This is a genomic window from Microseira sp. BLCC-F43 (assembly GCF_041929235.1).
Lineage (GTDB): Bacteria > Cyanobacteriota > Cyanobacteriia > Cyanobacteriales > Aerosakkonemataceae > Microseira.
On the sequence record NZ_JBHFNP010000131.1, the window covers coordinates 146517 to 170122 of the forward strand.

The 23606-nt window shown below is 46.4% G+C and carries 12 protein-coding genes; 7 read left to right on the plus strand and 5 right to left on the minus strand.

Annotation, left to right across the window (positions count from 1 at the left end; genetic code table 11):
* Nucleotides 1-220 precede the first annotated feature (220 nt).
* Both ACE1CM_RS18785 and ACE1CM_RS18790 read right to left on the minus strand, forming a co-directional pair.
* Nucleotides 221-3004: a peptidase domain-containing ABC transporter gene (locus tag ACE1CM_RS18785; RefSeq protein ID WP_374879241.1), complete on the minus strand. Its 2784-nt coding sequence runs from the start codon at nt 3002-3004 to the stop codon at nt 221-223.
* Entirely contained in the window at nt 2898-3614 is a 717-nt protein-coding gene (locus tag ACE1CM_RS18790; protein WP_374879243.1) for a transposase, read from the minus strand. Before ACE1CM_RS18790 ends, ACE1CM_RS18785 begins: the two co-directional genes overlap by 107 nt.
* Nucleotides 3615-4274: 660 nt before the next feature.
* Between ACE1CM_RS18790 and ACE1CM_RS18795 the strand changes: the two genes are divergently transcribed.
* The gene (locus ACE1CM_RS18795; protein WP_374879245.1) at nt 4275-4463 is read left to right on the plus strand and encodes a DUF928 domain-containing protein; all 189 of its coding nucleotides are present in this window, start codon (nt 4275-4277) and stop codon (nt 4461-4463) included.
* 128 nt (nt 4464-4591) lie between these two features.
* Here ACE1CM_RS18795 and ACE1CM_RS18800 read toward each other — a convergent pair whose 3' ends face one another.
* The gene (locus ACE1CM_RS18800) at nt 4592-6247 is read right to left on the minus strand and encodes a S8 family serine peptidase (protein ID WP_374879246.1); all 1656 of its coding nucleotides are present in this window, start codon (nt 6245-6247) and stop codon (nt 4592-4594) included.
* A gap of 395 nt (nt 6248-6642) precedes the next feature.
* Between ACE1CM_RS18800 and ACE1CM_RS18805 the strand changes: the two genes are divergently transcribed.
* Both ACE1CM_RS18805 and ACE1CM_RS18810 read left to right on the plus strand, forming a co-directional pair.
* Entirely contained in the window at nt 6643-9636 is a 2994-nt protein-coding gene (locus tag ACE1CM_RS18805; protein WP_374879248.1) for a filamentous hemagglutinin N-terminal domain-containing protein, read from the plus strand.
* Between the two features lie 252 nt (nt 9637-9888).
* Complete coding sequence (locus ACE1CM_RS18810; protein WP_374879250.1) at nt 9889-11346, plus strand: filamentous hemagglutinin N-terminal domain-containing protein; 1458 nt, start codon at nt 9889-9891, stop codon at nt 11344-11346.
* Nucleotides 11347-11399: 53 nt separating this feature from the next.
* Here ACE1CM_RS18810 and ACE1CM_RS18815 read toward each other — a convergent pair whose 3' ends face one another.
* On the minus strand, nt 11400-12572 hold the full coding sequence (locus ACE1CM_RS18815) for an RNA-guided endonuclease InsQ/TnpB family protein (protein WP_374879252.1): 1173 nt from the start codon (nt 12570-12572) through the stop codon (nt 11400-11402).
* 152 nt (nt 12573-12724) lie between these two features.
* Between ACE1CM_RS18815 and ACE1CM_RS18820 the strand changes: the two genes are divergently transcribed.
* From ACE1CM_RS18820 to ACE1CM_RS18835, 4 genes are all read left to right on the plus strand, one after another.
* Nucleotides 12725-13309, plus strand: a complete 585-nt coding sequence (locus tag ACE1CM_RS18820) for a hypothetical protein (protein ID WP_374879254.1) — start codon at nt 12725-12727, stop codon at nt 13307-13309.
* Between the two features lie 141 nt (nt 13310-13450).
* Nucleotides 13451-16165, plus strand: a complete 2715-nt coding sequence (locus ACE1CM_RS18825; RefSeq protein ID WP_374879256.1) for a CHAT domain-containing protein — start codon at nt 13451-13453, stop codon at nt 16163-16165.
* 163 nt (nt 16166-16328) lie between these two features.
* Nucleotides 16329-19082, plus strand: a complete 2754-nt coding sequence (locus ACE1CM_RS18830) for a DUF3656 domain-containing protein (RefSeq protein ID WP_374879258.1) — start codon at nt 16329-16331, stop codon at nt 19080-19082.
* A 119-nt stretch (nt 19083-19201) separates the two neighbouring features.
* Nucleotides 19202-19855: a transposase gene (locus ACE1CM_RS18835; RefSeq protein WP_374879259.1), complete on the plus strand. Its 654-nt coding sequence runs from the start codon at nt 19202-19204 to the stop codon at nt 19853-19855.
* Between the two features lie 687 nt (nt 19856-20542).
* On the opposite strand, the gene ACE1CM_RS18840 is transcribed toward ACE1CM_RS18835, so the two are convergent.
* Nucleotides 20543-23521 carry a tetratricopeptide repeat protein gene (locus ACE1CM_RS18840; protein WP_374879260.1) on the minus strand — a complete coding sequence of 993 codons (2979 nt, stop codon included), beginning with the start codon at nt 23519-23521 and terminating at the stop codon, nt 20543-20545.
* Nucleotides 23522-23606: the final 85 nt, after the last annotated feature.

Here is a 23606-nt window from a genome sequence, read left to right on the forward strand (position 1 = left end):
AAATTCTCCTATTAATGCGAGTTGTTATTAATTGCTAATTGCTAATCGCTAATCGCTAATTGCTAATTGCTAATTGCTAATTGCTAATTGCTAATTGCTAATTGCTAATTGCTAATTGCTAATTGCTAATTGTGAGGCATAGTAATATAGCATTCTTCTTTCTATTAGCCATTAGCCATTAACCATTAGCCATTAGCCATTAACCATTAGCCATTAACCATTAGCCATTAGCCAACTGCTGTTGATTGAGATAAAAATAATGTCCTCGTTGCGCCATTAATTCGGCGTGAGTTCCACTCTCAATCAACACTCCTTGGTCTAAAACTAAAATCAAATCGGCATTCTGCACGGTGGAAAGGCGATGGGCAATTACTAAAGTGGTTCTGCCTTTGAGAATTGAGTTCAAATTCTTCTGAATAATTCGTTCCGATTCGGTATCTAAATGGGAAGTTGCTTCATCTAAAACCAACAACCGAGGATTGCCTAATAAAGCGCGCGCGATCGCAATCCGCTGTCGTTGTCCTCCTGACAGCATTCCTCCCCCTTCACCAATCTGGGTTTCATACCCCATCGGCAACTTTTTAATAAACTCATCCGCCCCCGCCAATCGCGCTGCTTCGATAATTTCTGCCAAACTTGCCCCCGGATGTGCCAAGCTAATATTTTCCCGAATTGTTCCGCCAAACAAAAATGTATCTTGGTCAACGACTCCCACCTGCTGGCGCAAGGAACGCAAGGAAATACTGGTAATATCGTGTCCGTCGATGGATATTTTGCCATCGCTAGGCGGATACAACCCCAAAACTAACTTAGAAATGGTTGTTTTTCCCGAACCGCTGCGCCCCACGAGGGCTACCATTTGCCCCGATTTTACGGTAAAATTGAGGTTTTGCAGCACATTAGCATCGCTTTCTGGATGATAGCGGAAGGTGACGTTTTCAAACCGAATATTCCCTTTGATTGCTGGTAACGATTGCCGCGCAGAGATGTGTAAATCTTCCTCCGGTGACGCATCTAAAACATCGTTAATTCGTTCGACTGCAATCATCACTTCCTGCAATTGATTCCACAACACCGTTAATCGTTGGAAGGGGCGAATAATATTTCCCAGCAGCATATTAAATGCGACCAATTGACCGATGGTTAATTGGTTGTGAATCACTAAGTGGGCGCCAAACCACAGCAAACCTGTAGTAACTACGGCTTCAATTGAGTTGCTAAAAATTTGCAGGCGATTGTTAATAACTTGCCCGGAAAAGCTGGTTTTTACCTCTTTATTAAGCAACTCCTCCCAATGCCAGCGCACTGTATGTTCTACGGCGGTAGATTTAACTGTTCGCACGCCGGTTAAGGCTTCGATTAGATAACTACCCTCATTGCTATGAGCATTAAATATTTCCCTGGAAATCCGCTGTAAAAACGGCGTGGCAATCAACGCTAGTAGGAAAAAAGGCGGGACGATCGCCAACGCCAGCAATGCCATTTTCCAACTGTACCAAAACATCAATCCCACATAGATAAACACGGTGATTAAATCTAGCAGGATAGACAGTGCTTCGCCGGAAAGGAATCGTTGAATTTTGCGGTTTTCTTGAACGCGAGAGATAATATCCCCCACATAACGATTCTCGAAGAAACTCAAAGGAAGCCGCAGGGTATGGCGAATAAATCCGACAATCATTGCTAAATCTAAGCGGTTCGCTGTATGGTCTAGCAGATATTGCCGCAACCCCGTCATCGCCACGCGGAATAAACTAAAAATCAGCAATCCTAAACCGACAGCAAATAAAGTTAGTTCGGAACGCTGCACGACTACCCGGTCTAAAATTAACTGGGTGAATAGGGGGGTAACGAGTCCAAATATCTGAATAAACAGGGAAGCGAGAAACACTTCCAACATCACCAACCCGTGGGGTTTCAATAACTCAAAAAATTGCCAAAAAGGGGTTGTACTTTCTTTGGCATCTTTGAGTAGAACTGTGGGTTGCAACAACAGCGCGTAACCAGTCCAATCTTGTTTAAATTGTTGGTGACTGAGGGTGCGCTGACCGATGGCGGGGTCGGCTACAATAACATGTTTTTTGGTAATTTCATAAACAACGATGTAGTGTTTTCCTTCCCAATGGACTATGGCGGGTAATTGTTGTTTCGCCAACTGGTCGAGACTCGCTTTCACCGGGCGCGTGGCAAAACCAATACTTTCCGCTGCTGTCGATAAACCCCGCAGGGACGCGCCATTGCGGTCAACGTTGGCGATATCCCGCAAGCGATTGACGCTAAAGTTTTTCCCCCAATAGCGAGATACCATTACCAAACAAGCTGCACCGCAGTCGGATCCACTCTGCTGTGCAAAAAACGGATAGCGCTGCACGAAACGCTGCCATAAATGTCCAACTTGCTGTGTGGGACTGGGAAAATAGGCTTTACTAATTTTTTTCTGAGGTTGTTTCTCAGATGCGGGGGAAGAAGACGCGGGGAGGTGGGGATGGGGGGACGCGGGGAAAGTTTCTTTGGTATTATCTGTTTTTGTTAAGGAATTCCTGGCGCTATTTTCCCGATTCTGTTTGGCAGAATCATCGGATTTTACTAACAGGAAATTACGCGCTTGTGCTTGCTGCCGCAAATGTTCCCCGATTTGCGGATACTTAGCCATCAATGACGACAGCGCCTCGCCGGGAATAAAGCACAGTTGCACATTGACTGCCGCTCTAGCAGTATAAGGCTGAAACTGACGCTCCGGAAATAAGGTAAATTCCCCAAACGAGTCCCCCGCCTCCAAAGTCGCGATTAACTCATCCGCATCATCAAGCAACCTGACTTTGCCTGCGATCGCAATATATATCCCCGCTTCCCCATCCTTTCCTTGCCAGAACTTTCCCACCTTCGGAGTCAGAAGTTTAGCTGCTTGAAGACAGCGCTGATATTCCTGTTCCGAAACACGATATCCCAAAATATTGCCCAGTTGTTGCAGCGAAACTAACCGATCTAACTGATTTGGCACCATGACGATCTGAATCCTTGCTTAATTCGGCGAAGTTAAAAGGCAAAAATCCGCAATTATCGGCGATAGGTTCGGTTTTGAGGTCATTAATCTGGATTTTCGACCCCTTAGCCTTCTCAGAGGTATGGTTGGTTTTGGGGATGGTGGATAACCCCATCTGTTTCAGCAGTCGCTTCAGATGGCGATCGCTTACTTCCACCCCAAATTCTTTTGCCAGATGTTTTTTCAGCCAGTTTGCCGTCCAGCGCCGAAAAACATAGCCATAATCGCGGGGACTATTGCTAACCAGTTCTTGCAAGCGCTGTAAATATGCCTGATTGACTGCCTTCGGGCGACCAATCGGACATTCCTGCCATTGGTGCGCCATCCCAGTACGCGCTATGTGCATCCAATGCCGCGCTGTTGCCGGACAACACCCCAATGTTTGACAAATTTCCGATTGAGATTTGCCCTCATCTGCCAGCAACATAATTTCCAGGCGCTGGCGATAAGACTGAGGTAAATTTGCTTCTTGAAGCTTTTTTCGCAACAGTTTGCGCTGAAATGATGTTAAAAATTGACCCTCGTGAGTACCTGAAACTTTAGTATCATGCTTGGTTTGGGAATCAGACATATGCATAAAGCCTCAACACTCTTTGGCACTAGGCTCTCCAGAAAGGTTTTAACCGTAACTGAAAAAGTTATATGGCTTCGGTTATGGCATTTATCCCTGCAGTTATGCACCGATCGGAAACAAATCTTAAAACAATCCTTCTTGGGCTGTGAGGCGAATCAATATATTTGTTCTGTTTCCTACCTCAACCGAACCAACAAGCTATGCCGAGTCAGATTTTGGGATGTGGTATTATATCAAAACTTACCCACGACGAAGCCATAAACCCGGTTGCTTCATATATTTTTCATAGGGTCTTCATAGATAGTGCCAATGCGTAAATCCCGATCTAAAGACTGGGAAAAAATCCGGGATGGATTACAAGTAAATTTGAATGCAACTGATGAAATTGAAATTTTGATTGAAACTAACAAGGTTTCTGACTCGTCGTCCGTAAGTCCCGAATATGTTGGTTCGGTTTCGTACCTCAACCGAACCAACAAGCTATGCCGAGTCATATTTTTAAAATGTATTATTATATCAGAACTTACCTACTACTAAGCCATAAACCCGGTTGCTGCATAGATTTTTCATAGGGTCTTCATAGATAGTGCCAATTTGGCATTGCAACTACAACTAATCGTGTAATTTATGTTGATTAACGATCGCTAGCAGGCGCCTATGAGAAAGCGAGTTATCCTCACACCACAGCAGAAAATTGCCCTTTATGCCAGCAACGGGATTTGGTACGAGGCGCTGACTGCTGCTGCCGAATTGCGTCGCACTAACTCAAACGATCCCAATTGGGCTAATCTGTTGCAAGAAGTTGGCTTGAGCAAGATTGCGTCAGAAGCGATAGTGGAAAATTAATGGCGCAAGTAGCTAGTTATAAACTTGGGCATTGCTAATTACTAATTGCTAATTGCCAAACTCAATCATATCTTTCCATTAGCCATTAGCCATTAGCCATTAGCCATTAGTTCTAGCAACTTGGATTACTAAACAAATCGGAAGTCAAGAGAAATGTTGACGTCGGTGGAATCTTGAATAATTGCAATCAGATCGGTACCGAAATAGATTCCCGTATCATTCGCAGTACTACCAACCCCTAAGTTGCTAAAGCTGAGGGAGTACTGACTGGCATTGCCCGGCACTTCAATCCGATCTAACTGCGGTTCCCAATCTGTAATGATGGCATGTCCTGCTCCCTGGTAGGACACACCCCAGAAACCGCCCAACACAAAGGTATCCGAGTCAGTACCGCCAGTTAGAGTATCGTATTCTATACCACTGGTTCCGTAGCCATGGAGGCGATCGCTCCCAATATCGCCGAAGACTTGATCGTTGCCACTTCCACCTAGCAGGTCATCGTTATCTTTGCCACCTCGGACAGTATCATCTCCAGATCCTCCGGCAACGAAATCGTCACCGATGTTACCGTTGAGGTTGTCGTTGCCAGCGTCCCCAAAGATATCATCATTGTTTTTACCACCCCAGATGGTGTCATTGCCGCCGTTGCCGCCAAGGAAATCATCGCCTTGGTTGCCATTGATAATGTCACTTTCTGACGAACCTTCAACCGTATCGTTTCCGTCTAAGGCAAGCAGTCCTAGCGGCGAATCAGCCAGCACACCTGGGGCAATCTCAAAAGAGTCATGGTCGGAAGATAGGTGGAAAAAACCATTAAAGACATTAGAATGAATGCCAGTAGAATTAGCGGTTGCTGTCAGCGTGGTTTCTACCTGCGCCGGAGATAAATTGGGATTAGCACTTAAAACTAAAGCTGCAACCCCCGCTACATAAGGAGCAGCCATCGATGTACCGCTCCCTTTTTCATACCTATTACCTGGAAATGTAGAGCGAACATCTACTCCTGGAGCGACGACATAATCTAGGGGTCTAGTACCAGCATGGTTCGAGTAATAAGGCATAACATTATTGCGATCGACTGCCCCGACCGTAATACCAAAATCAGTAGAGTGGCGACCTGGATAAACAGGTTGCAATCCTCCATCATTGCCAGCTGCGGTAACAACAACTACTCCTTTGTCAAAGGCGTATTGAATCGCTTGCGCTTCTTCAGGAGAAGTAAACGGACCACCCAAGCTGAGGTTAATTACATCAGCACCGTTATCGACGGCATAACGAATTCCAGCAGCAATATCAGCAATAGTTCCGCCCGATGAATTTAGCACTCTCACGGGCATAATTTTGGCATTGAAAGCGACGCCAGTGACACCAAAATCGTTTTTTTCTGCTGCAATAATGCCCGCGATGTGAGTGCCGTGACCATCAATATCCATCGGGTCGTTATCGCGATTGACAAAATCCCAACCCCGAATGTCGTCGATATAACCATTCCCGTCATCATCTTTTCCATTGCCAGGAATTTCGTCTGAGTTGACCCAGATATTGTTATCTAAATCAGGGTGGGTGTAGTCAACTCCACTATCAATAACGGCAACTACAATTCCCTCACCTGTGTATCCTCTATTCCAAACTTCTGGCGCGTTTACCATATCTAATCCCCAATTATCGCCGCCTGAATTGGGGACATCTGCAAACGAGTTTTGTCCAATTGCTTGCGCCACTGCCGCTGAGGCATTTACCAGACCATAGCCGAAGAGACTGTTATAGGGAATAGAGGTAGCCATAAGTTATCTCCTATAGACTTAGGTGTTCAGAAAGCTTTCCATCTCGCTCTAAAAATGGATATGTCCTACTCCAGCGCAGTTATGCAGCGAAGGCTCAACTTCTTTCTCCAACCGGGCATATATTTTTTTTGGTCGAGTATGGTGTTTTGTGACAATTATTTACATTGTGTAGGATCAAACCGATCCGGCGGGTGTGTTGGCGCTAGAAACCGGGTTTCTGTTTTTCCGAGAAACCCGGTTTCTTGGCGTCAGTCCTGCCCAAAAGTTCGTCTAGACTTCGGCAACCGTTTCCAGTACAATTCAACGCCATAATTGCGTGCAAAACCTGAATGCTTCTGCTTATGAAAGGGTGTCATCTCCGATTCGGGTTGCTCTCGGGCAGCGTTCTGTTTTGTTTGTGCGTAGCTGACCCCACGGCGGCGCAAATTGTCCCGGATGCTACTCTGCCAAATAACTCCACGGTCAACCTACAAGGAACGACTCGCGCGATCGAGGGAGGAACGACGGCAGGTGGGAACCTGTTCCACAGTTTTCGGGAGTTTTCCGTTCCCACAGGTGGGGAAGCTTTTTTTAACAATGCCGGTGATATTCAAAACATCTTTAGCCGCGTTACGGGTGGGTCGATTTCTAATATTGATGGGTTGATTCGTGCTAATGGTGTGGCGAATTTATTTTTACTCAATCCCAATGGGATTATTTTTGGGCCGAATGCCAGGTTAAATATTGGCGGCTCGTTTTTTGCGAGTACAGCTAGGAGTCTAACTTTTGCTGATGGAACGCAGTTTAGTGCTATACCATCCCAAACCACACCACTACTGACTATCAGCGTGCCGATTGGCTTGCAATACGGGAACAATGCCGGAAATATTCAGGTGCAGGGGTCTTTTCTAAGAGTGCCGAATGGTAAAGCCTTAGCGCTGATTGGCGGCACAGTGAGATTGGATGGCGTAATTTTGGAGGCTTTTGGGGGTCGGGTTGAACTAGGAGGTTTGGTAGGAGAGGGAACTGTTGGCATCAATGCTGATGTAGAGACGGGAAATTTCCCATCTCTACAATTCCCCGATGGCATCCAAAGAGCAGATGTGTCTTTGACAAACGGCTCTATAGCTAGCGTAGCGGCTGACAATAGTGGCAGTATTGCCATTAATGCCAGTAAATTGGAAATTTTGGCAGAAAGTGTACTGCTGGCGGGTATAGCATCCGAATTGGGTTCTATTGATAGTCGAGCAGGAAATATTGAAATTAATGCTACAGGGGCAATAAAGATTGCCAATGACAGCCTGATTGTCAATTCGGTGCTACCTGGGGGGATGGGCGACGCGGGCGACATTGAGATTACCACCGAGTCGCTGACGATCGCCAGCGGGGCCGAACTGAATGCCAGCACTTTTGGCAAGGGGGATGCCGGAAGCGTGAAAGTTACTGCCAGGGATACCATCTCCTTGGATGGAGACGGTGGCATCTTCAGCACAGTGGAAAAGGGAGCAGTGGGCAAAGGTGGCAGCATCGAGATTGCTACCGAATCGCTTGTTGTCACAGCCGGGGCTCAACTACAAGCCTTGACTCGCGGGCAGGGAGATGCCGGAAGTGTGAAGATTTCTGCCAGCGATACCATCTCCTTTGATGGAGTGGGTAGCAATGGATTTCCCAGTGGAGCCTTCAGCACAGTGGAAAAGGGAGCAGTGGGCAAGGGTAGCAACATCGAGATTACTACCAAGTCGCTTGTTGTTAGAGGTGGCGCTGGACTGAATGCCTTAACTCGTGGGCAGGGAGATGCCGGAAGTGTGAAGATTACTGCCACTGATACCATCTCGTTTGATGGAGGTGATGCGTTCAGCACAGTTGCGGTGGGAGCAGTAGGCAAAGGTGGCAGCATTGAGATTACTACCAATTCCCTTGCTGTAACAGACAGCGCTCAACTGGCTGTCGGCACTCGCGGACAGGGAGATGCCGGAAGTGTGAAGATTATTGCCACCGATACTGTCTCTTTTGATCGAGGCAGCGCAGCCTTCAGCTCGGTGGAAAAGGGAGCAGTGGGTAAAGGTGGCAGCATCGAGATTACTACCAAGTCCCTTGCGATCGCAGACGGCGCTCAAGTGAATACCTTGACTCGCGGAGAGGGAGATGCCGGAAGTGTAAAGATTACTGCCACCGATAGTGTCTCGTTTGATGGGGTGGGTAGCAATGGATTCGCCAGTGCCAGCTTCAGCACGGTAGAAAAAGGAGCGGTGGGCAAAGGTGGCAGTATCGAGATTACTGCCAAGTCGCTTGCGATCGCAGACGGCGCTCGACTCAATGCCAGCACTCGCGGACAGGGAGATGCCGGAAGTGTAAAGATTACTGCCACCGATAGTGTCTCGTTTGATGGGGTGGGTAGTAATGGAGCCGCCAGTGCAGCCTTCAGCACAGTGGAAGCTGGAGCAGTGGGCAAAGGGGGCGGTATCGAGATTACTACCGGGTCGCTTTCTGTTAGTAATGGTGCTGCACTGACAGCTACCAGTGCAGGGAATGGTAGGGCAGGCGACATAGTAGTCAACGCTGGCTCTATCCGTCTGGACAACCAAGCATTCCTCAGCTCTGACACCACTGGAGGCGAAGGCAATATTAGGCTGCGCTCAGAGTCCTTGCTATTAACCCGTGGCAGTCGCATCACCACTAATGCCACCGCAGGAGAAAGCGGTGGCAATATAGACGTGCAAGCATCTGCCTTGATATTGCGCCAAAACAGTACCATCACCACCAATGCCCAAGGAAGCTTGACTGGAACCGAGATCAAAGGTGGCAACATCACCCTCGACACCGATGTAATTGCTGCCTTAGAAGATAGCGATATTAGCGCCAATTCTGACAATTTCTTTGGGGGTAAAGTCATCATTAATGCCCAAAGCATTTTTGGCACTCAGTTCCGACTCGCATCTACTCTAGAAAGTGACATCACCGCCACTGGGGGAGCGCCGGAGTTAAGCGGCACTGTAGAAATCAACACTCCCGATGTTGACCCCAGCTCTGGATTAATAGAATTACCAGCCAACTTGGTTGATGTTACTCGATTAATCGCTCCAGATTGTCCCATAGGCACCAGGTACGCCACGAACGAATTTTTCATCACCGGACGCGGCGGCTTACCTCCAACTCCCAGGGAAGCTCTTGCCAACAATGCCCTTGATGTTGGTTGGGTCACTCCTAACCCACAGGCGCAGGGGAGCAGGGGGGCCCTGGAGCAGGGGAGCAAGAAGGCCCAGGAGCCGCCCCCCACTGAGATTGTGGAAGCAACCGGGTGGGTTAGAGGTGCCAATGGCGAGATCATCCTCACGCCTAACCCGCCCGCAACCCCTCACGAGACTTGGTATCGGTCAATACTCTGCCCTGCACCGCGACCAAATAATTGATCGCTATTAACTCTGCCTAATAGTTGACAAAATCACAAAAATATGTATAAAAACAGCTAGAAAATTTTCCCGAGAATCCAATCTTTGTTGCAGTGGGGGCACCGTTGGGAAAGCGTCTTGCTGCTTTTAACGATGTTCTTGGGTGCAGCAGCATTGCCTACTGTCACTGCCCAAAACTTCATCTAGACTTGGGCAACCGTTTCCAGTAAAATTCATCGCCATCATTGCGGCAAAACCTGAATGCTTCGGCTTATGAAAGGGTGTCCTCTCCGATTCGGGTTGCTCTCAGGCAGCGTTCTGTTTTGTTTATGGGTCGCTGACCCAACGGCGGCACAAATTGTCCCCGATGCTACTCTGCCAAATAACTCCACGGTCAACCTACAAGGAACGACTCGCGCGATTGAGGGAGGCACGACGGCAGGTAGGAACCTATTTCACAGTTTTCGGGAGTTTTCCGTTCCCACAGGTGGCGAAGCTTTTTTTAACAATACTGGTGATATTCAAAACATCTTTAGTCGGGTAACGGGTGGGTCGATTTCTCATATTGATGGGTTGATTCGCGCTAATGGTACGGCGAATTTATTTTTACTCAATCCCAATGGGATTATTTTTGGGCCGAATGCAAGGTTGAATATTGGAGGTTCGTTTTTTGGCAGTACGGCAAGTAGTATCAAATTTGCTGATGGGACAGAGTTTAGTGCCACGAATCTGCAAGCTCCACCTTTATTAACTATCAATGTGCCCATTGGCTTGCAATTTGGTGCAAATCCAGGCAGGATCGTTAATCGCTCAGTGGTTACTGACAGTAATAATGTATTTGTTGGACTCCAGGTAAACCCAGGTAGAACTCTATCGTTGGTCGGTGGAAATATCGCACTGGAGGGCGGCATTCTGACGGCAGAGCAAGGGCAAATTGAAATTGGCAGTGTCGCGAGTAACAGTCTGGTCAGTCTAACTCCAACGCCTCAAGGCTTTGTTCTGGGATACCAGGGCGTGCAGAATTTCCAGGACATTGAGCTGTCTGGCAAGGCTATTGTTGATGCGAGTGGAGAGGGGGGCGGTGATGTTCGAGTCTGGGGCAGGCGGGTGACGCTACAGGACGGTGCCGCGATTCTAGCCGAGACTTTGGGGTCAAAATCAGGGGGAACGTTGAGCGTGACAGCAAGCGAGTTAGTGGAATTAATTGGTACTGCCGCTGATGGTCGGTTTGTCAGCGCCTTATCTACCTCAGTAAGACCAAAAGCTACAGGGACTGGGGGCAATTTAACGATTGAAACGGGACAATTAATCGTTCGGGGTGGAGCAAGGGTATCTGCGGATACTTCGGGTGCGGGAACGGCAGGCAGATTGACAGTCTCAGCTCGCGACTTGGTGGAAGTGATGGGAACTTCAGCTGATGGAAGGCTTCGTAGTGGCTTGAGTACTCAAGTCTCGCCAGGAGCTACGGGCGCTGGGGGCAATTTAACGATTGAAACGGGGCGGTTAATCATTCGGGATGGGGCACTCGTATCAACTAATACTTTAGGTGCAGGACAGGGTGGTAATTTAACCGTAATGGCAAGGGAGTCGGTGCAATTGATAGGCAGCGGTTTGACTAGCGGTCTAACTAGCTCAGTTTCGCAAGGAGCCACGGCTGCTGGAGGCAATTTAACCGTCGAAACCGGGCGGTTAATCCTTACGGGGCGAGCCGGAGTGGTAGCTGCTAGATAAAATCCAGACAAAACTAGACATTACTTGACGTTTCATCAGGAGCATGGGAGGGGTTATCCCTTAACGTCCAGGCACGGCTTAGCCATCCGTGCATATTTCTCTAAATTTTTAGATGCATTTAAGTCTCGGTCAACACTTAGCTGACATTTCTGGCAAACATAAACACGTTGAGCCAGACTAATTTCTTGAATCTGTCCACAACTTGAACAAGTTTTACTAGATGGGTAAAATCTATCAACTATGATGAGAGTTCCACCGTATCTAATAACTTTATATTCAACCTGTCTCCGAAATTCTGAGAAATTAGCATCGCTGAGGGCACCAGCCAGCCGATGATTTTTTAACATTCCAGAGGTATTCAAGTCTTCTAAAGCAACTACTGCGTGGTTTTTGCAGATATATGTGGTTGCTTTATGCGTCGCATCATTACGAATATTAGCAAGTTTTCTATGCAGTTTAGCTATCCGAAGTTTTTGTTTTTTATAACGGTTACTCCCTTTAACTTTTCTAGCAAGTTGACGTTGTAATCTCTTTAAAAGCGCTTGGCCTCTTTTTAACGCTTTGGGATTGACAAAAACTACTCCTGTTGATAAAATAGCTAATTTTTTTATTCCTAAATCTACCCCGACATAATCGGATTTTTTAGAGGTGATTTCTGGGTAGATTTGATAGGCGCAAGCAATGTACCAATCGCCTGCTGTTTGGGATATAGTAACCTTTGTGCTTGTGGTGTGAGGTAAAGATTCATAAGTTGACACCCATCCGATGGTTGGTAATTTAATCCTTTTTCCGCCTATGGCAATTGGTTTTCCACCTGCATTTATTGTAAAACTCTCATGACAGCCTTTCCTTTTAAATTTGGGATACTCTGAGAGGCCGTCGAAAAAGTTTTTAAAGGCTTTCCCTAAATTCTCAAACGCAAATTCAGTAATTTTTTGACAGATCCCTTTTTCTTTAATCCAGGGTAAAACTGGCTTAACTTGATTGTTAAAGAATTTCTTTAGCAGGTAATGATTTGGCTGAAGTCCCGATTGGTATAAATCCTGCCAAGTTGCTAGACCCCAGTTATAAGTAAACCGAGATATTCCCGCATGTTTGGCCATCAAAACTTTTTGGGAGTCGGTCAATTTCAGCTTGGTTTTAATTGCGGTTAACAACACAGAAAAATGTCCTTCTTGCCTGAGCTTGAATGTTAATCGAATACCAGCCGTGTTGCCGAGCGTCATAACCAATTATAACCATCACCAGCCCTGGCGATATCTAGCGCTAATAGTTAAATATTATTACAGCTAGTTGCACTTATTACAGCGAGATGTACTACTTTTTCGGAAAATGTCTAAGTTTTTGCGTTCCTAGTAATCACTCCTCCGAAAATATTGTGGCTATAGAAAATAGCGACATTGATGCCAACGCCTTCGGCGGCATTGGCGGTCAAGTCAGAATTAACGCTCAAGCAATCTTTGGCACAGAGGCGAGAAAACAACCTAACCCCCAAACTAGCGACATCACTGCCACTTCTAACATTGGGTTGAGTGGCACCGTTACGATTAACACCCCCGATGTTGACCCTAGCTCTGGATTAATAGAATTACCAGCCAACTTGGTTGATGTTACTCGATTAATCGCTCCAGATTGTCCCACAGGTACAAGGCTAGCCGCGAACGAATTTTTCATCACCGGACGCGGCGGCTTACCTCCGATTCCCAGGGAAGCTCTTGCCAACAATGCCCTTGATGTTGGTTGGGTCACTCCTAACCCACAGGCGCCGGAGAGCAGGGGGGCAGGAGAGCAGGGGAGCAGAGGGGCTCAGGAGTCGCCCATGCCGACTGAGATTGTGGAAGCGACTGGGTGGGTTAGGGGTGCTAATGGCGAGGTTATCCTCACGGCTAACCCGCCAACTGCAACCCCTCGCGGGACTTGGTATCGGTCAATTCTCTGCCCTGCATCGCGACTGAATAATTAATAACTTAGGACTTACGCCAACAAACCGGGTTTCTATCGCTTTAAAACTAGATATCCCAGCCAGAAACCCGGTTTATAAGCTTGACAAAATCCCAAAAATATGTATAAAAACCGCTATAAAATTTTCCCGAGAATCCAATCTTTGTTGAAGTGGGGGCACCGTTGGGGAAGCGTCCTGGTACTTTTAGCAATGTTCTTGGGCGCAGCAGCATTGCCTACTATCGCTCATAAAGCTGTAGCAACCTCTATCGTTCAAGGTGTATCTGATGCTCAAGCGTTGATGCAACAGGGTAGAACTTTGTACGAAACTCAACGATTTTCTGAGGCGGGTGTTATGTTGCAACGGGCATTAGTTGCCTTCCAAACTTCTGGAAACAAACTTTGGCAAGCGGCGGCGTTAAGCAATCTCTCCTTGGTTTATCAACAATTGGGACAATGGTCCCAAGCAGAAAATGCGTCCGCTCAAAGTCTCTCCCTCCTCGAAACCAAACCCCATCCAACTCCTGCTCTAGAGCGATTGCACATCCTCGCCCAAACTCTGGATGTGCGAGGTCGTCTGCAATTGGCGCGGGGACAAGCGGAACCAGCTTTAAATAGCTGGAAACGGGCGGCTGAGGTTTATGCACATATCGGCGACACATCTGGAGCGATTCGCAGCCGCATCAATCAAGCTACTGCACAGCAAGCTTTGGGGCTTTACCGTCTGGCTGAGAAAACCCTGGCAGAAGTCAGCGAAATTCTAGAAAAACAAGCAGATTCACCGCTGAAAGCGGCGGGAATGCAGAATCTGGGCAACGTTATCCGAATTATCGGCGATTTAGACCGCGCTGAGGCAGCTTTGCAACAGAGTTTAGCAGTCGCTCGAACTGTGCGTTCGCCCCAATATATTAGCGAAGCGCTACTCGGTTTGGGCAAAACCGCTCAAGCCAGAGGAGATAACCAAAGTGCTTTAAATTATTACCAAGAAGCGATCGTTTCCTCTCCTTCCCCTACCATCAAAATCCAAATCCAACTCAATCAACTGAGTTTGTTGTTGGAAGAAAAGCAATGGAATGCAGCCTCTACTTTATGGCATGCCATCCTAACTCAAATTGATAGCTTACCCCCAAGTCGAACCACTGTCTACGCCCGCATTGACTTAGCTGAAAGTCTGATGAAACTATCAACGATTGAGGAATCGGGGTTGGCGGTATCCGGCGATATTGCACAGATGCTGGCAAAAGCCGTCCAAGCGGCAAAAAATCTGCAAGACCAACGCGCCGAATCCTATGCAATTGGCACATTAGGGCAATTATACGAACAAAACCAGCAGGAGTCTGATGCACTTAGCCTAACTCAGCAAGCATTAGCGATCGCGCAAACAATTGATGCCTCGGAAATTGCTTATCAATGGCAATGGCAGATCGGACGCCTGCTAAAAACTAAGGGAGATAATGAAAGAGCCATTTCAGCTTACGAACAAGCCGTCCAAACCCTGCAATCCCTGCGTTCCGATTTAGTGGCAATCAATTCCGACGTGCAATTTTCTTTTCGCGAAAAAGTGGAACCCGTTTATCGGCAGTTCGTTGATTTACTATTGCAATCCCCTGAGGAAGAAGACGCGGAGACAAGGAGTTGGGGAGAAGCTCTGCGCGACCCTTCTTCATTTATTCCTCTAAACCAAGAAAATTTTTCCTTGTTAGAATCCCCGCGTCCCCGCGTCCCTGTTTCCCCGCGTCCTCTTCCAGCTCAACCCAAACAAGAAAATCTCCTGAAAGCGCGTCAAGCGATCGAATCTTTACAGTTAGCAGAACTAGATAACTTCTTTCGGCAAGCTTGTTTAGTTGCCAAACGTCCGATTGACGCTGTAGTTGAGCAAGACCAAACAGCAGCATTTATCTATCCAATTATTTTGCCAGACCGCATCGAGGTTATCTTCAAATTACCCCAACAACCATTGCGTCGTTACACCACTTCTATTGCTCAGTCAGAAGTAGAAAGTATTCTAGAACAATTGCGGCGATACCTCACAGAACCAGACAGGCTTAAAGAAGCTCAATCTTTATCGCAACAAGTGTATAACTGGTTGATTCGACCCGCTGCCACAGATTTAGAGCAAAGCAATATCAAAACCATAGTATTTGTCCTAGATGGTTCGTTGCGAAATATCCCGATGGCAGCACTTTACGATGGGCAGCAATATCTGATTGAAAAGTATGCCATTGCCTCTTCACCAGGTCTGCAAATTGTTGAACCAAAACCGGTGAAACAAATACAATTGAAAGCTTTAATTGCAGGAATCTCCGAAGCGCGGTATGGTTTCTCGCCTCTCCCTAATGTTGAGAATGAGTTAAAGCAAATTCAATCTGAAGTTTCTGGGCAAATGTTGTTAAATCAGCTATTTAATACCCAATCTTTCAACAATCAAATTAATTTGCAGGCGCTGACCGTGGTACATTTAGCGACTCACGGTAAGTTTAGTTCCAATGCCGAAGAAACTTTTATTCTGGCTTGGGATAAACCGATTAAAGTTAATGAATTAAACAGCTTGCTCCGAAGTAGAGACAAACGCCGTCCGGAAGCAATTGAATTGCTTGTCCTGAGTGCCTGCGAAACTGCTAAAGGAGACAAAAGAGCAGCTTTGGGAATAGCTGGAGTAGCGCTGCGGGCGGGGGCGCGCAGTACTCTCGCTTCTTTGTGGCAAGTAGATGATAAGTCCACTAGTCTGTTGATGAGTCAGTTCTATCAAGGAATTGCTGACAAACAACTTACAAAAGCCGAAGCTTTGCGTCAAGCTCAGCTAAATCTGTTGCAAAATTCTCAGTATCAACGTCCGCGATTCTGGGCACCCTATGTGTTATTGGGTAATTGGCTTTAAATCTGAGAAATTGTATTTAACTTTTAAACGAACCGCCAAGACGCCAAGAACGCCAAGAAGAAGAGGTTGGTAGAAATTGTAGGGATATCGCGCTGCCTGTGTACGTATAGAGCAATCGACGATATCATGGCTATGGAACTGCAAAAAGCCGCACGCACCCAAGATGAACGTACCCACCCAACAATCGGAATCTACCTCTATCAATTTTAAGCGCCCGGAGTTGCTTGCTCCCGCAGGTAATTGGGATTGTGCTAAAGCTGCTGTGGAAAATGGGGCAGATGCGATTTATTTTGGTTTGGAGCGGTTTAATGCGCGGATGCGATCGCAAAATTTTACCGAAGCTGATTTACCCCGCTTGATGGAATTTTTGCACCGTAGAGGTGTAAAAGGCTACGTGACTTTTAATACGCTAATTTTTGCGGGCGAACTAGCAGAAGCAGAACAATATATCCGCACGATTATTGCAGCGGGTGTAGATGCAGCGATCGTTCAAGATGTGGGAATTTGTCGTGTAATTCGTCACCTCTCGTCAGATTTTCCCATCCATGCTTCTACTCAAATGACTATTACCAGCGCGACTGGGGTAGAGTTTGCTAAGTCTTTGGGTTGTCAGTTGGTTGTACTGGCGCGGGAATGTTCGCTGAAAGAAATTGATAAAATTCAGCAACAAATAGCAGAAAAAAATGCTTCGTTGCCTTTAGAAGTATTCGTACACGGTGCTTTGTGCGTGGCATATTCGGGTCAGTGTTTGACTAGCGAAGCATTAGGAGGACGTTCGGCAAATCGCGGCGAATGCGCTCAAGCTTGTCGGATGCCTTATGAGTTAATTGTAGATGGAAAAGTGGCAGATTTGGGTAACCGGAAATACTTGTTAAGTCCTCAAGATTTAGCGGGGTTAGAGATATTACCAGAGTTAGTCAAAGCTGGCGTAAGTTCTTTGAAAATTGAAGGGCGTTTGAAAAGTCCTGAGTACGTGGCAAATGTGACTCGAGTTTATCGCGAAGCATTGGATCGAGTGGAAGAGGACGGGGGGACGCCCCGACGTGGGGACGCGGGGAAGGAAGGGGAGGAAGGGAAGAAGTTTTCTGTTTCTGAACAAGAAAAATACAACTTGGAAATGGCATTTTCTCGCGGACTTTATACGGGATGGTTTGAGGGAATTAACAATCAAGAATTGGTTCACGCCAGGTTTGGTAAAAAGCGGGGAGTTTATTTAGGTGAAGTGATTCGCATCCGCAATGAAAAGATAGCGTTGCGGTTAGAAGCACCTGTTAAACCTGGGGATGGGGTTGTGTTTGATTGTAATCGCCCGGAAACAAAAGAAGAAGGCGGTCGAGTTTATGCGGTGGAACAAAAAGGTGCCGAAACATTGCTGACTTTTGGACGAGGGGATTTGAACTGGCGACGGATACAAGTAGGCGATAAAGTTTGGAAAACTAGCGATCCGGAATTAGACAAACAATTGCGTCAGAGTTTCGCTGGGGAAAATCCCAAATTTCAGCGTCCGATTGGGTTAGAAATTTATGGGGAAATGGGGGGGCATTTGTGCGCGATCGCACGCGACGAATCCGGTCATATAGTTAAAGTAGAATCTGCAATTACCCTAGCAGCAGCGCAGAATCAACCCCTGACAACCAAACGATTGCAAGAACAATTCGGGCGCTTGGGCAATACTCCTTTTTGTTTAGGGGAATTGACAAATCACCTCAAGGGTGATGTGATGTTGCCCGTAAGCGAATTGAACCGCTTGCGGCGAGAGATTGTATCCCAGTTAGAAGAATTGAGAGCGAAACCTAAACGTTGGGAATTGCGGAAAGATGCTGCTATTACAGATTTATTGCCAGCTAAAAAAACTGTGGCACAAGTTGGGCATAACTCTTGTGGGGTGGGCATCTTGCCCGCAGCACAAGTAGAGGATAACTCTTGTGGGGTGGGCATCTTGCCCGCAGCACAAGTAGAGGATAACTCTTGTGGGGTGGGCATCTTGCCCGCCGCGATATTACAAGAGACGGGCGAGACGCCCATCCCACAAAACTATCAACCAAATATCGCTAATGTTCAAGGCACCAACTTAATTGTGTTAGTACGTTCTATGCAACAACTGCAAACAGCATTAGCAGCGGGAATAGAGACCATTTACTGCGAATTTGAAGATCCCCGTGCTTATGGTAAAGCAGTGCAGTTTGTCCGCGAAAATCAAACAGTTGCTAACCAAACAATTTGGGTGGCACCGCCGCGAATTACCAAACCGGGGGAAAACTGGATTTTGCAACAAGTGCGTTCCTGCGAAGCGGATGGATATTTGGTACGAAACTACGACCAATTGCAATTTTTTGGTGCAGATAGATGCATCGGGGATTTTTCCCTCAACGTCGCCAATGCTTTAACGGCGGATTATTTTAAGCAGCAATTTAAACTAGAAAGGTTAACGGCATCTTACGATTTGAATATCAATCAATTGGAAGACTTGCTTGTTAGTTGTCCGCCTAATTGGTTTGAGGTAACAATTCACCAACACATGCCGATGTTTCATATGGAACATTGCGTTTTCTGTGCGTTTTTGTCCGAGGGAACCGATTATACTAACTGCGGTCGTCCTTGCGAAAAGTACGAAGTGAAAATGCGAGACCGTGTCGGTAGCGAACACATCCTCCAGGCAGATGCAGGTTGTCGCAATACCGTATATAACGGCACAGCACAAACAGGTGCAGAGTACGTGCAGCACATGCGATCGCTCTCCTTGTGCAACTTCCGCATCGAATTCGTCAACGAAACACCCGCACAAGTAACCCAGACAATTAATCGGTATCGTCAACTACTGCAAGGAGAAATAACAGCTGCCCAACTTTGGCGAGAACTAAAACTGCAAAATCAACTAGGCGTTACAAGGGGTTCTTTGGGATTAACATCTACCTGACACCTACTAGGCACTGTTCGTAGTAGGCGCTTGAGCGCCGCAACAACTAAACTGTTCGTAGTAGGCGCTAAAGCGCCGAAACCATCACTCTAGATCAATTTCATCACAAAATAACTAACATGTACGAATATCGCCACTTAACCCAAGAACAAAAAGCACAATTAGTTCAAGATCGCAAACTTCGTGGTTTTCCACCTCACGAACCTCCTCACCCCGTGCGCGACCAAGTTTTTTACATATTGACAGCAGCTTGTTACGAACATCGGTGTCATATGAAATCCGCTCTGCGTCGTCAACAAATACTCAATTTGCTGTTTGAAAAATTTATAAACGTAGGGATGGAAATACGAGCTTGGGTTGTTTTGCCGAATCACTATCATTTATTAGTGAAGGTTAATAGTGACGCTGAAGATCCTACTACTAACTATTACGATTACGGCGCCCAAGCGCCTACTACTAACTTTGATAATTTGGGACAAATATTTCGTTCAGTTCATGGTGTTTCTTCTCGGCAATGGAATTTGTCAGACAATGTAACTAAACGTAAAGTTTGGTTTCGTTATAGCGATCGCGCAATTCGTTCCGAACGGCACTATTATACAACCTTGAACTATATTCACTACAATCCCGTCAAACATGGATGGGCAAAATCTCCTTATGATTGGGTTGAAAGCAGCGTACATTGGTATTTAGAACATTATAAAAGGGAATGGTTAAGAGATTTGTGGGTTAAATACCCCGTTCGAGATTATGGTAAAGAATGGGATAATTAGGTTCGTAGTAGGCGATTTATCGCCCGAGGTCGAGGTACTGAACTACCTACTACGAACTTAATCTTAGTTGGATGATACAAGCGGTTCGTAGTAGGCGATTTATCGCCGCAGGTCGAGGTACTGAACTACCTACTACGAACTTAATCTTAGTTGGATGATACAAGCAGTTCGTAGTAGGCGATTGATCGCCGCAGGTCGAGGTACTGAACTACCTACTACGAACTTAATCTTAGTTGGATGATACAAGCAGTTCGTAGTAGGCGATTGATCGCCCGAGGTCGAGGTACTGAACTACCTACTACGAACTTAAATTCCTGTTCCTATTGCCCAGCGCGTTCCTGTTGCGGTTGGCACTGCGGCAATTGACCGCATTGTTGTTCCACGAACCACCACGCTGCACTCGGAAGTGCCTGCCCCTTCTCCACTCTCTCGCTTGTACGAGAAAAATGGATACTCTTTTAATTTCTCCGAAAAACGGTTGTTTTTAAATCCTAGAAACCCAGTTTTTTGGAAAAACCGGGTTTCTGAAAAAAAATTCGCTCCGCCTTCGGCAAAAGAGAGAAAAAGAAAAAGAGCAAAGGACTAAAGGGTTAAAGGGAAGAGAAGAAGAGTCATCGCCAGCAGAAATCAAAACACTGGCAACCAAAAAGGCGGAAACTAAAAATTCGAAAACCAAACGCCCGGAATCTAAGAAACCGCAACCCGAAATCCGAAAACCCTGTACCTATTGCCCAGCGCGTTCCTGATGCGGTAGGCACTGCGGCAAAGGACCCCATCGTCGTCCCACGAACCACCACGCTGGACTCGGTAATCAGATCCACCAGTTTCCCAAGAACTTCCATCAGTAGGCGCGTCATTATAGTTATCGTGCCAGCGATCGCTGCACCATTCCCAAACAGTCCCGTGCATATCGTATAACCCAAAGGCATTCGGCGGAAAACTCCCCACCGGGGTTGTTTCTTGGCGGTAAAGTCCTTTTGGCGCCGAAGCAAAGGGGTAGTTTCCGTCATAATTGACTAAATCGGGGGTAATAGTGTCGCCCAAGTGGAAAGGTGTCGTTGTACCCCCACGACAAGCATATTCCCACTCCGCCTCGCTGGGTAAGCGATAATTTTTCCCCGTTTTTTGCGACAATTTGCCACAGAATTCCATGGCATCTTGCCACGATACGTTTTCTACCGGACGTTTCGCACCTTTGAAACTAGAAGGGTTATTTCCCATCACCGCTTGCCATTGTTCTTGAGTGATGGGATATTTGCCCATAAAGAAAGGTTGTACGGTTACTTGATGTACGGGTTGTTCGCCAGAGTATTCCGATGAACCCATTTCAAATGTTCCCCCCGGAATGTAAACCATTTCCAAGTTGATACCATTACCCAATTCTGCCAATTTCTGGATTGCTTTACCCGGTTTGCGACTAATTTCGCGCCCTTGGGCATTGACTGTAATAATCTCAAAATGAAATTCTTGCCCTTTAGATTCCTCTTCTTCTCGCTGCTTTTGTTTTTTCTCCTCTTCCTCCACTTTTCGCCGTTCCTCTTCTTCCCGATGCTGGCGCTTTTTCTCATCCCACACGCCTTGTGCCACATCGCGGTTGTGGGCAACTACTGGTAAATTGGGATTGATGCTTAATGCTTGGTTGTAGTCAGCTATTGCTCGTTCGGATTCGTCCAATTTGTCATAAGCATTGGCATTATTTGGATTCAATATCAATACTTTGGTGTAATCTTCAATTGCCGCTTGATACTCGCCTAATTTAGCATAAGCCAATCCCCGATTGTAATTAGCGTCAGCTAAATCGGGATTGATTTGAATCACTTGGTTGAAGTCATCAATAGCGGCTAGATATTTTTCCTCTTTGCCATGTTGAATTTCCCGGGTGTAGCAAGACTTAACAACACTAAAATTGCGATTTTTACCCACAGCATCTAAACAGCTATTAAGCTTCTCAACGTAACTCAAATCGTCGATTGTCAAAGCTGAATCTAAGGCATCTAATAGTTCGCCTTCCCCCCAGAAACCGGGTTTTTCTAAAAAACCCGGTTTCTTTAAGTTTAGCCAAGCTTTTACCGACTCAAATATTTGCGCTTCTGCCCAATGTTTTTTTGGCAATCTGAGAATACTTTCGGCTAAATTTAACCACATTTCTGCAACCCACGCCGATTCTTCTTGCCCAATAACATTATACAGTTTCCTGTAAAAATTTACAACAATTTCTGCTAAATTATCCTGTTCTTCTGAGGGTATTTCTCCCAGCAAATCGGGCAAAATTTGAGGCAACAGGGGCGGCTGGCGGACTTCAGGGGAAACGTGAACTAAAAAGTATTCATCGGCAAGCAAACCCGCGATGATGCAATGACAAATGCCGATAAATTGACGCAATTGATTGTAATCGTTTTGATGGATACTGTAGAGGCGTTCAATTTCGCTGGGGTCATCGCCATCTTCTATACACAGCCGCTCGTTTTCAATTATTTCCAAGTTTCGGCGATACCGCTTTACCGTCTCCATCCCGTAGCGGTTATCAAATTCTTCGGCATTTTTCCCCGCAGCGATGTGCTTGTCTCGCTTTTCTTTCCACCGCAAGGCGCGCTGTTTAGCAAAGTCGAAAAGCACTTCTTGCCAAGGCAGCATAGTAATAGCTGATTTGTAGCGGTAAGTAGCCCAATTTAAACCCCAATAACCAAAGCGGAGATTGAAATAATCCCCTTCAGCAGCAGATTCTAAAATTAAAGTAGGCTCGGTTTTTAAGCCGCGAAACATTGATTTTGTAGCTGCTTGGCTGTGGAAAAACTTACTCGTCCAAGCACCTGAGAGGAATTCAATTGGACGCCCTTGGGCTGAATATTTTTCAAAGAACTGTTGCAGGTAGGCTCCCAGTGTTTCTTCCATATCGGGAAAGTCTTTTGCTGCATCATTTCCATCGCCGGAACGGTCGAACCGCAGGCTGGGAGGCGAGAGAAAAACTCGCAGGGGAATCGGATTTTGATTTGGATTAGAGTGGAGAAGATCTTCGGCAATTAACCAAATGGGGTAGTTGTTTTGCCGTTGCTGTTCGTGGATAACTTCTATAGCAGTTTGGCGGTGATAAATTCTCAGTTCGCGAGCGAGTTCGGCATCGAGGGCTTTAAGTTCTAGTTGCAGTTCTTTTTGCTGTTCGATGCACCATTTTTGCAGGTTTGACCGGAAAATTTCTAGTTGGACTTGGTGTTCGCGGTTGAGTTTACCTTCCTTGGCTTGAAATTCGCGGTTGAGCTTTGCTATTTCGGCTTGCAATTCCATGTTGAGGCGGGCAAGTTTTTCTTGGTGTTTGCGGTTTTTCTGGCCTTCACTCGCTTGGAATTCGCGGTTTAGTAATGCTTCTTGGGTTTGTAATTCGCGGGTAAGTCTTGCTAGTTCTGATTGTAAGGAACTATTTAGATCGTTTTGTTCAGCTTGAAATTCTAGGTTGGCTTGGCGCTGGAATTCTTGTAATGCTAGTTCTTGTTTGCGGAGTTGTTGCCGACTTTCTTCGAGTCTTTGATTGGCTTCAATGGTTAAATCTGTGTTGCGGGTTAGGGTTTCTGCTTGTCTGTCGGCTTGGTAAACTGTGGGAGTAAATACGGCTTTTACTCCGTCCCAAACTTTACCCCAAAATCCTTTTTCTCCTGGTAATGTGCGTGTCATTTGTTTGTTTTAGTTAGTAGTAGGCGCCCAAGCGCCGTCAGTTAGTAGTAGGCGCCCAAGCGCTGTCAGTCAGTTAGTAGTAGGC

What these genes read in the sequence shown, in the direction of transcription:
- ACE1CM_RS18785 (WP_374879241.1), bottom strand. Translation starts at nt 3,004, where the DNA reads ATGGTGCCAAATCAGTTAGATCGGTTAGTTTCGCTGCAACAACTGGGC.
- ACE1CM_RS18790 (WP_374879243.1), bottom strand. Translation starts at nt 3,614, where the DNA reads ATGTCTGATTCCCAAACCAAGCATGATACTAAAGTTTCAGGTACTCAC.
- ACE1CM_RS18795 (WP_374879245.1), top strand. Translation starts at nt 4,275, where the DNA reads ATGAGAAAGCGAGTTATCCTCACACCACAGCAGAAAATTGCCCTTTAT.
- ACE1CM_RS18800 (WP_374879246.1), bottom strand. Translation starts at nt 6,247, where the DNA reads ATGGCTACCTCTATTCCCTATAACAGTCTCTTCGGCTATGGTCTGGTA.
- ACE1CM_RS18810 (WP_374879250.1), top strand. Translation starts at nt 9,889, where the DNA reads ATGAAAGGGTGTCCTCTCCGATTCGGGTTGCTCTCAGGCAGCGTTCTG.
- ACE1CM_RS18815 (WP_374879252.1), bottom strand. Translation starts at nt 12,572, where the DNA reads ATGACGCTCGGCAACACGGCTGGTATTCGATTAACATTCAAGCTCAGG.
- ACE1CM_RS18830 (WP_374879258.1), top strand. Translation starts at nt 16,329, where the DNA reads ATGAACGTACCCACCCAACAATCGGAATCTACCTCTATCAATTTTAAG.
- ACE1CM_RS18835 (WP_374879259.1), top strand. Translation starts at nt 19,202, where the DNA reads ATGTACGAATATCGCCACTTAACCCAAGAACAAAAAGCACAATTAGTT.
- ACE1CM_RS18840 (WP_374879260.1), bottom strand. Translation starts at nt 23,521, where the DNA reads ATGACACGCACATTACCAGGAGAAAAAGGATTTTGGGGTAAAGTTTGG.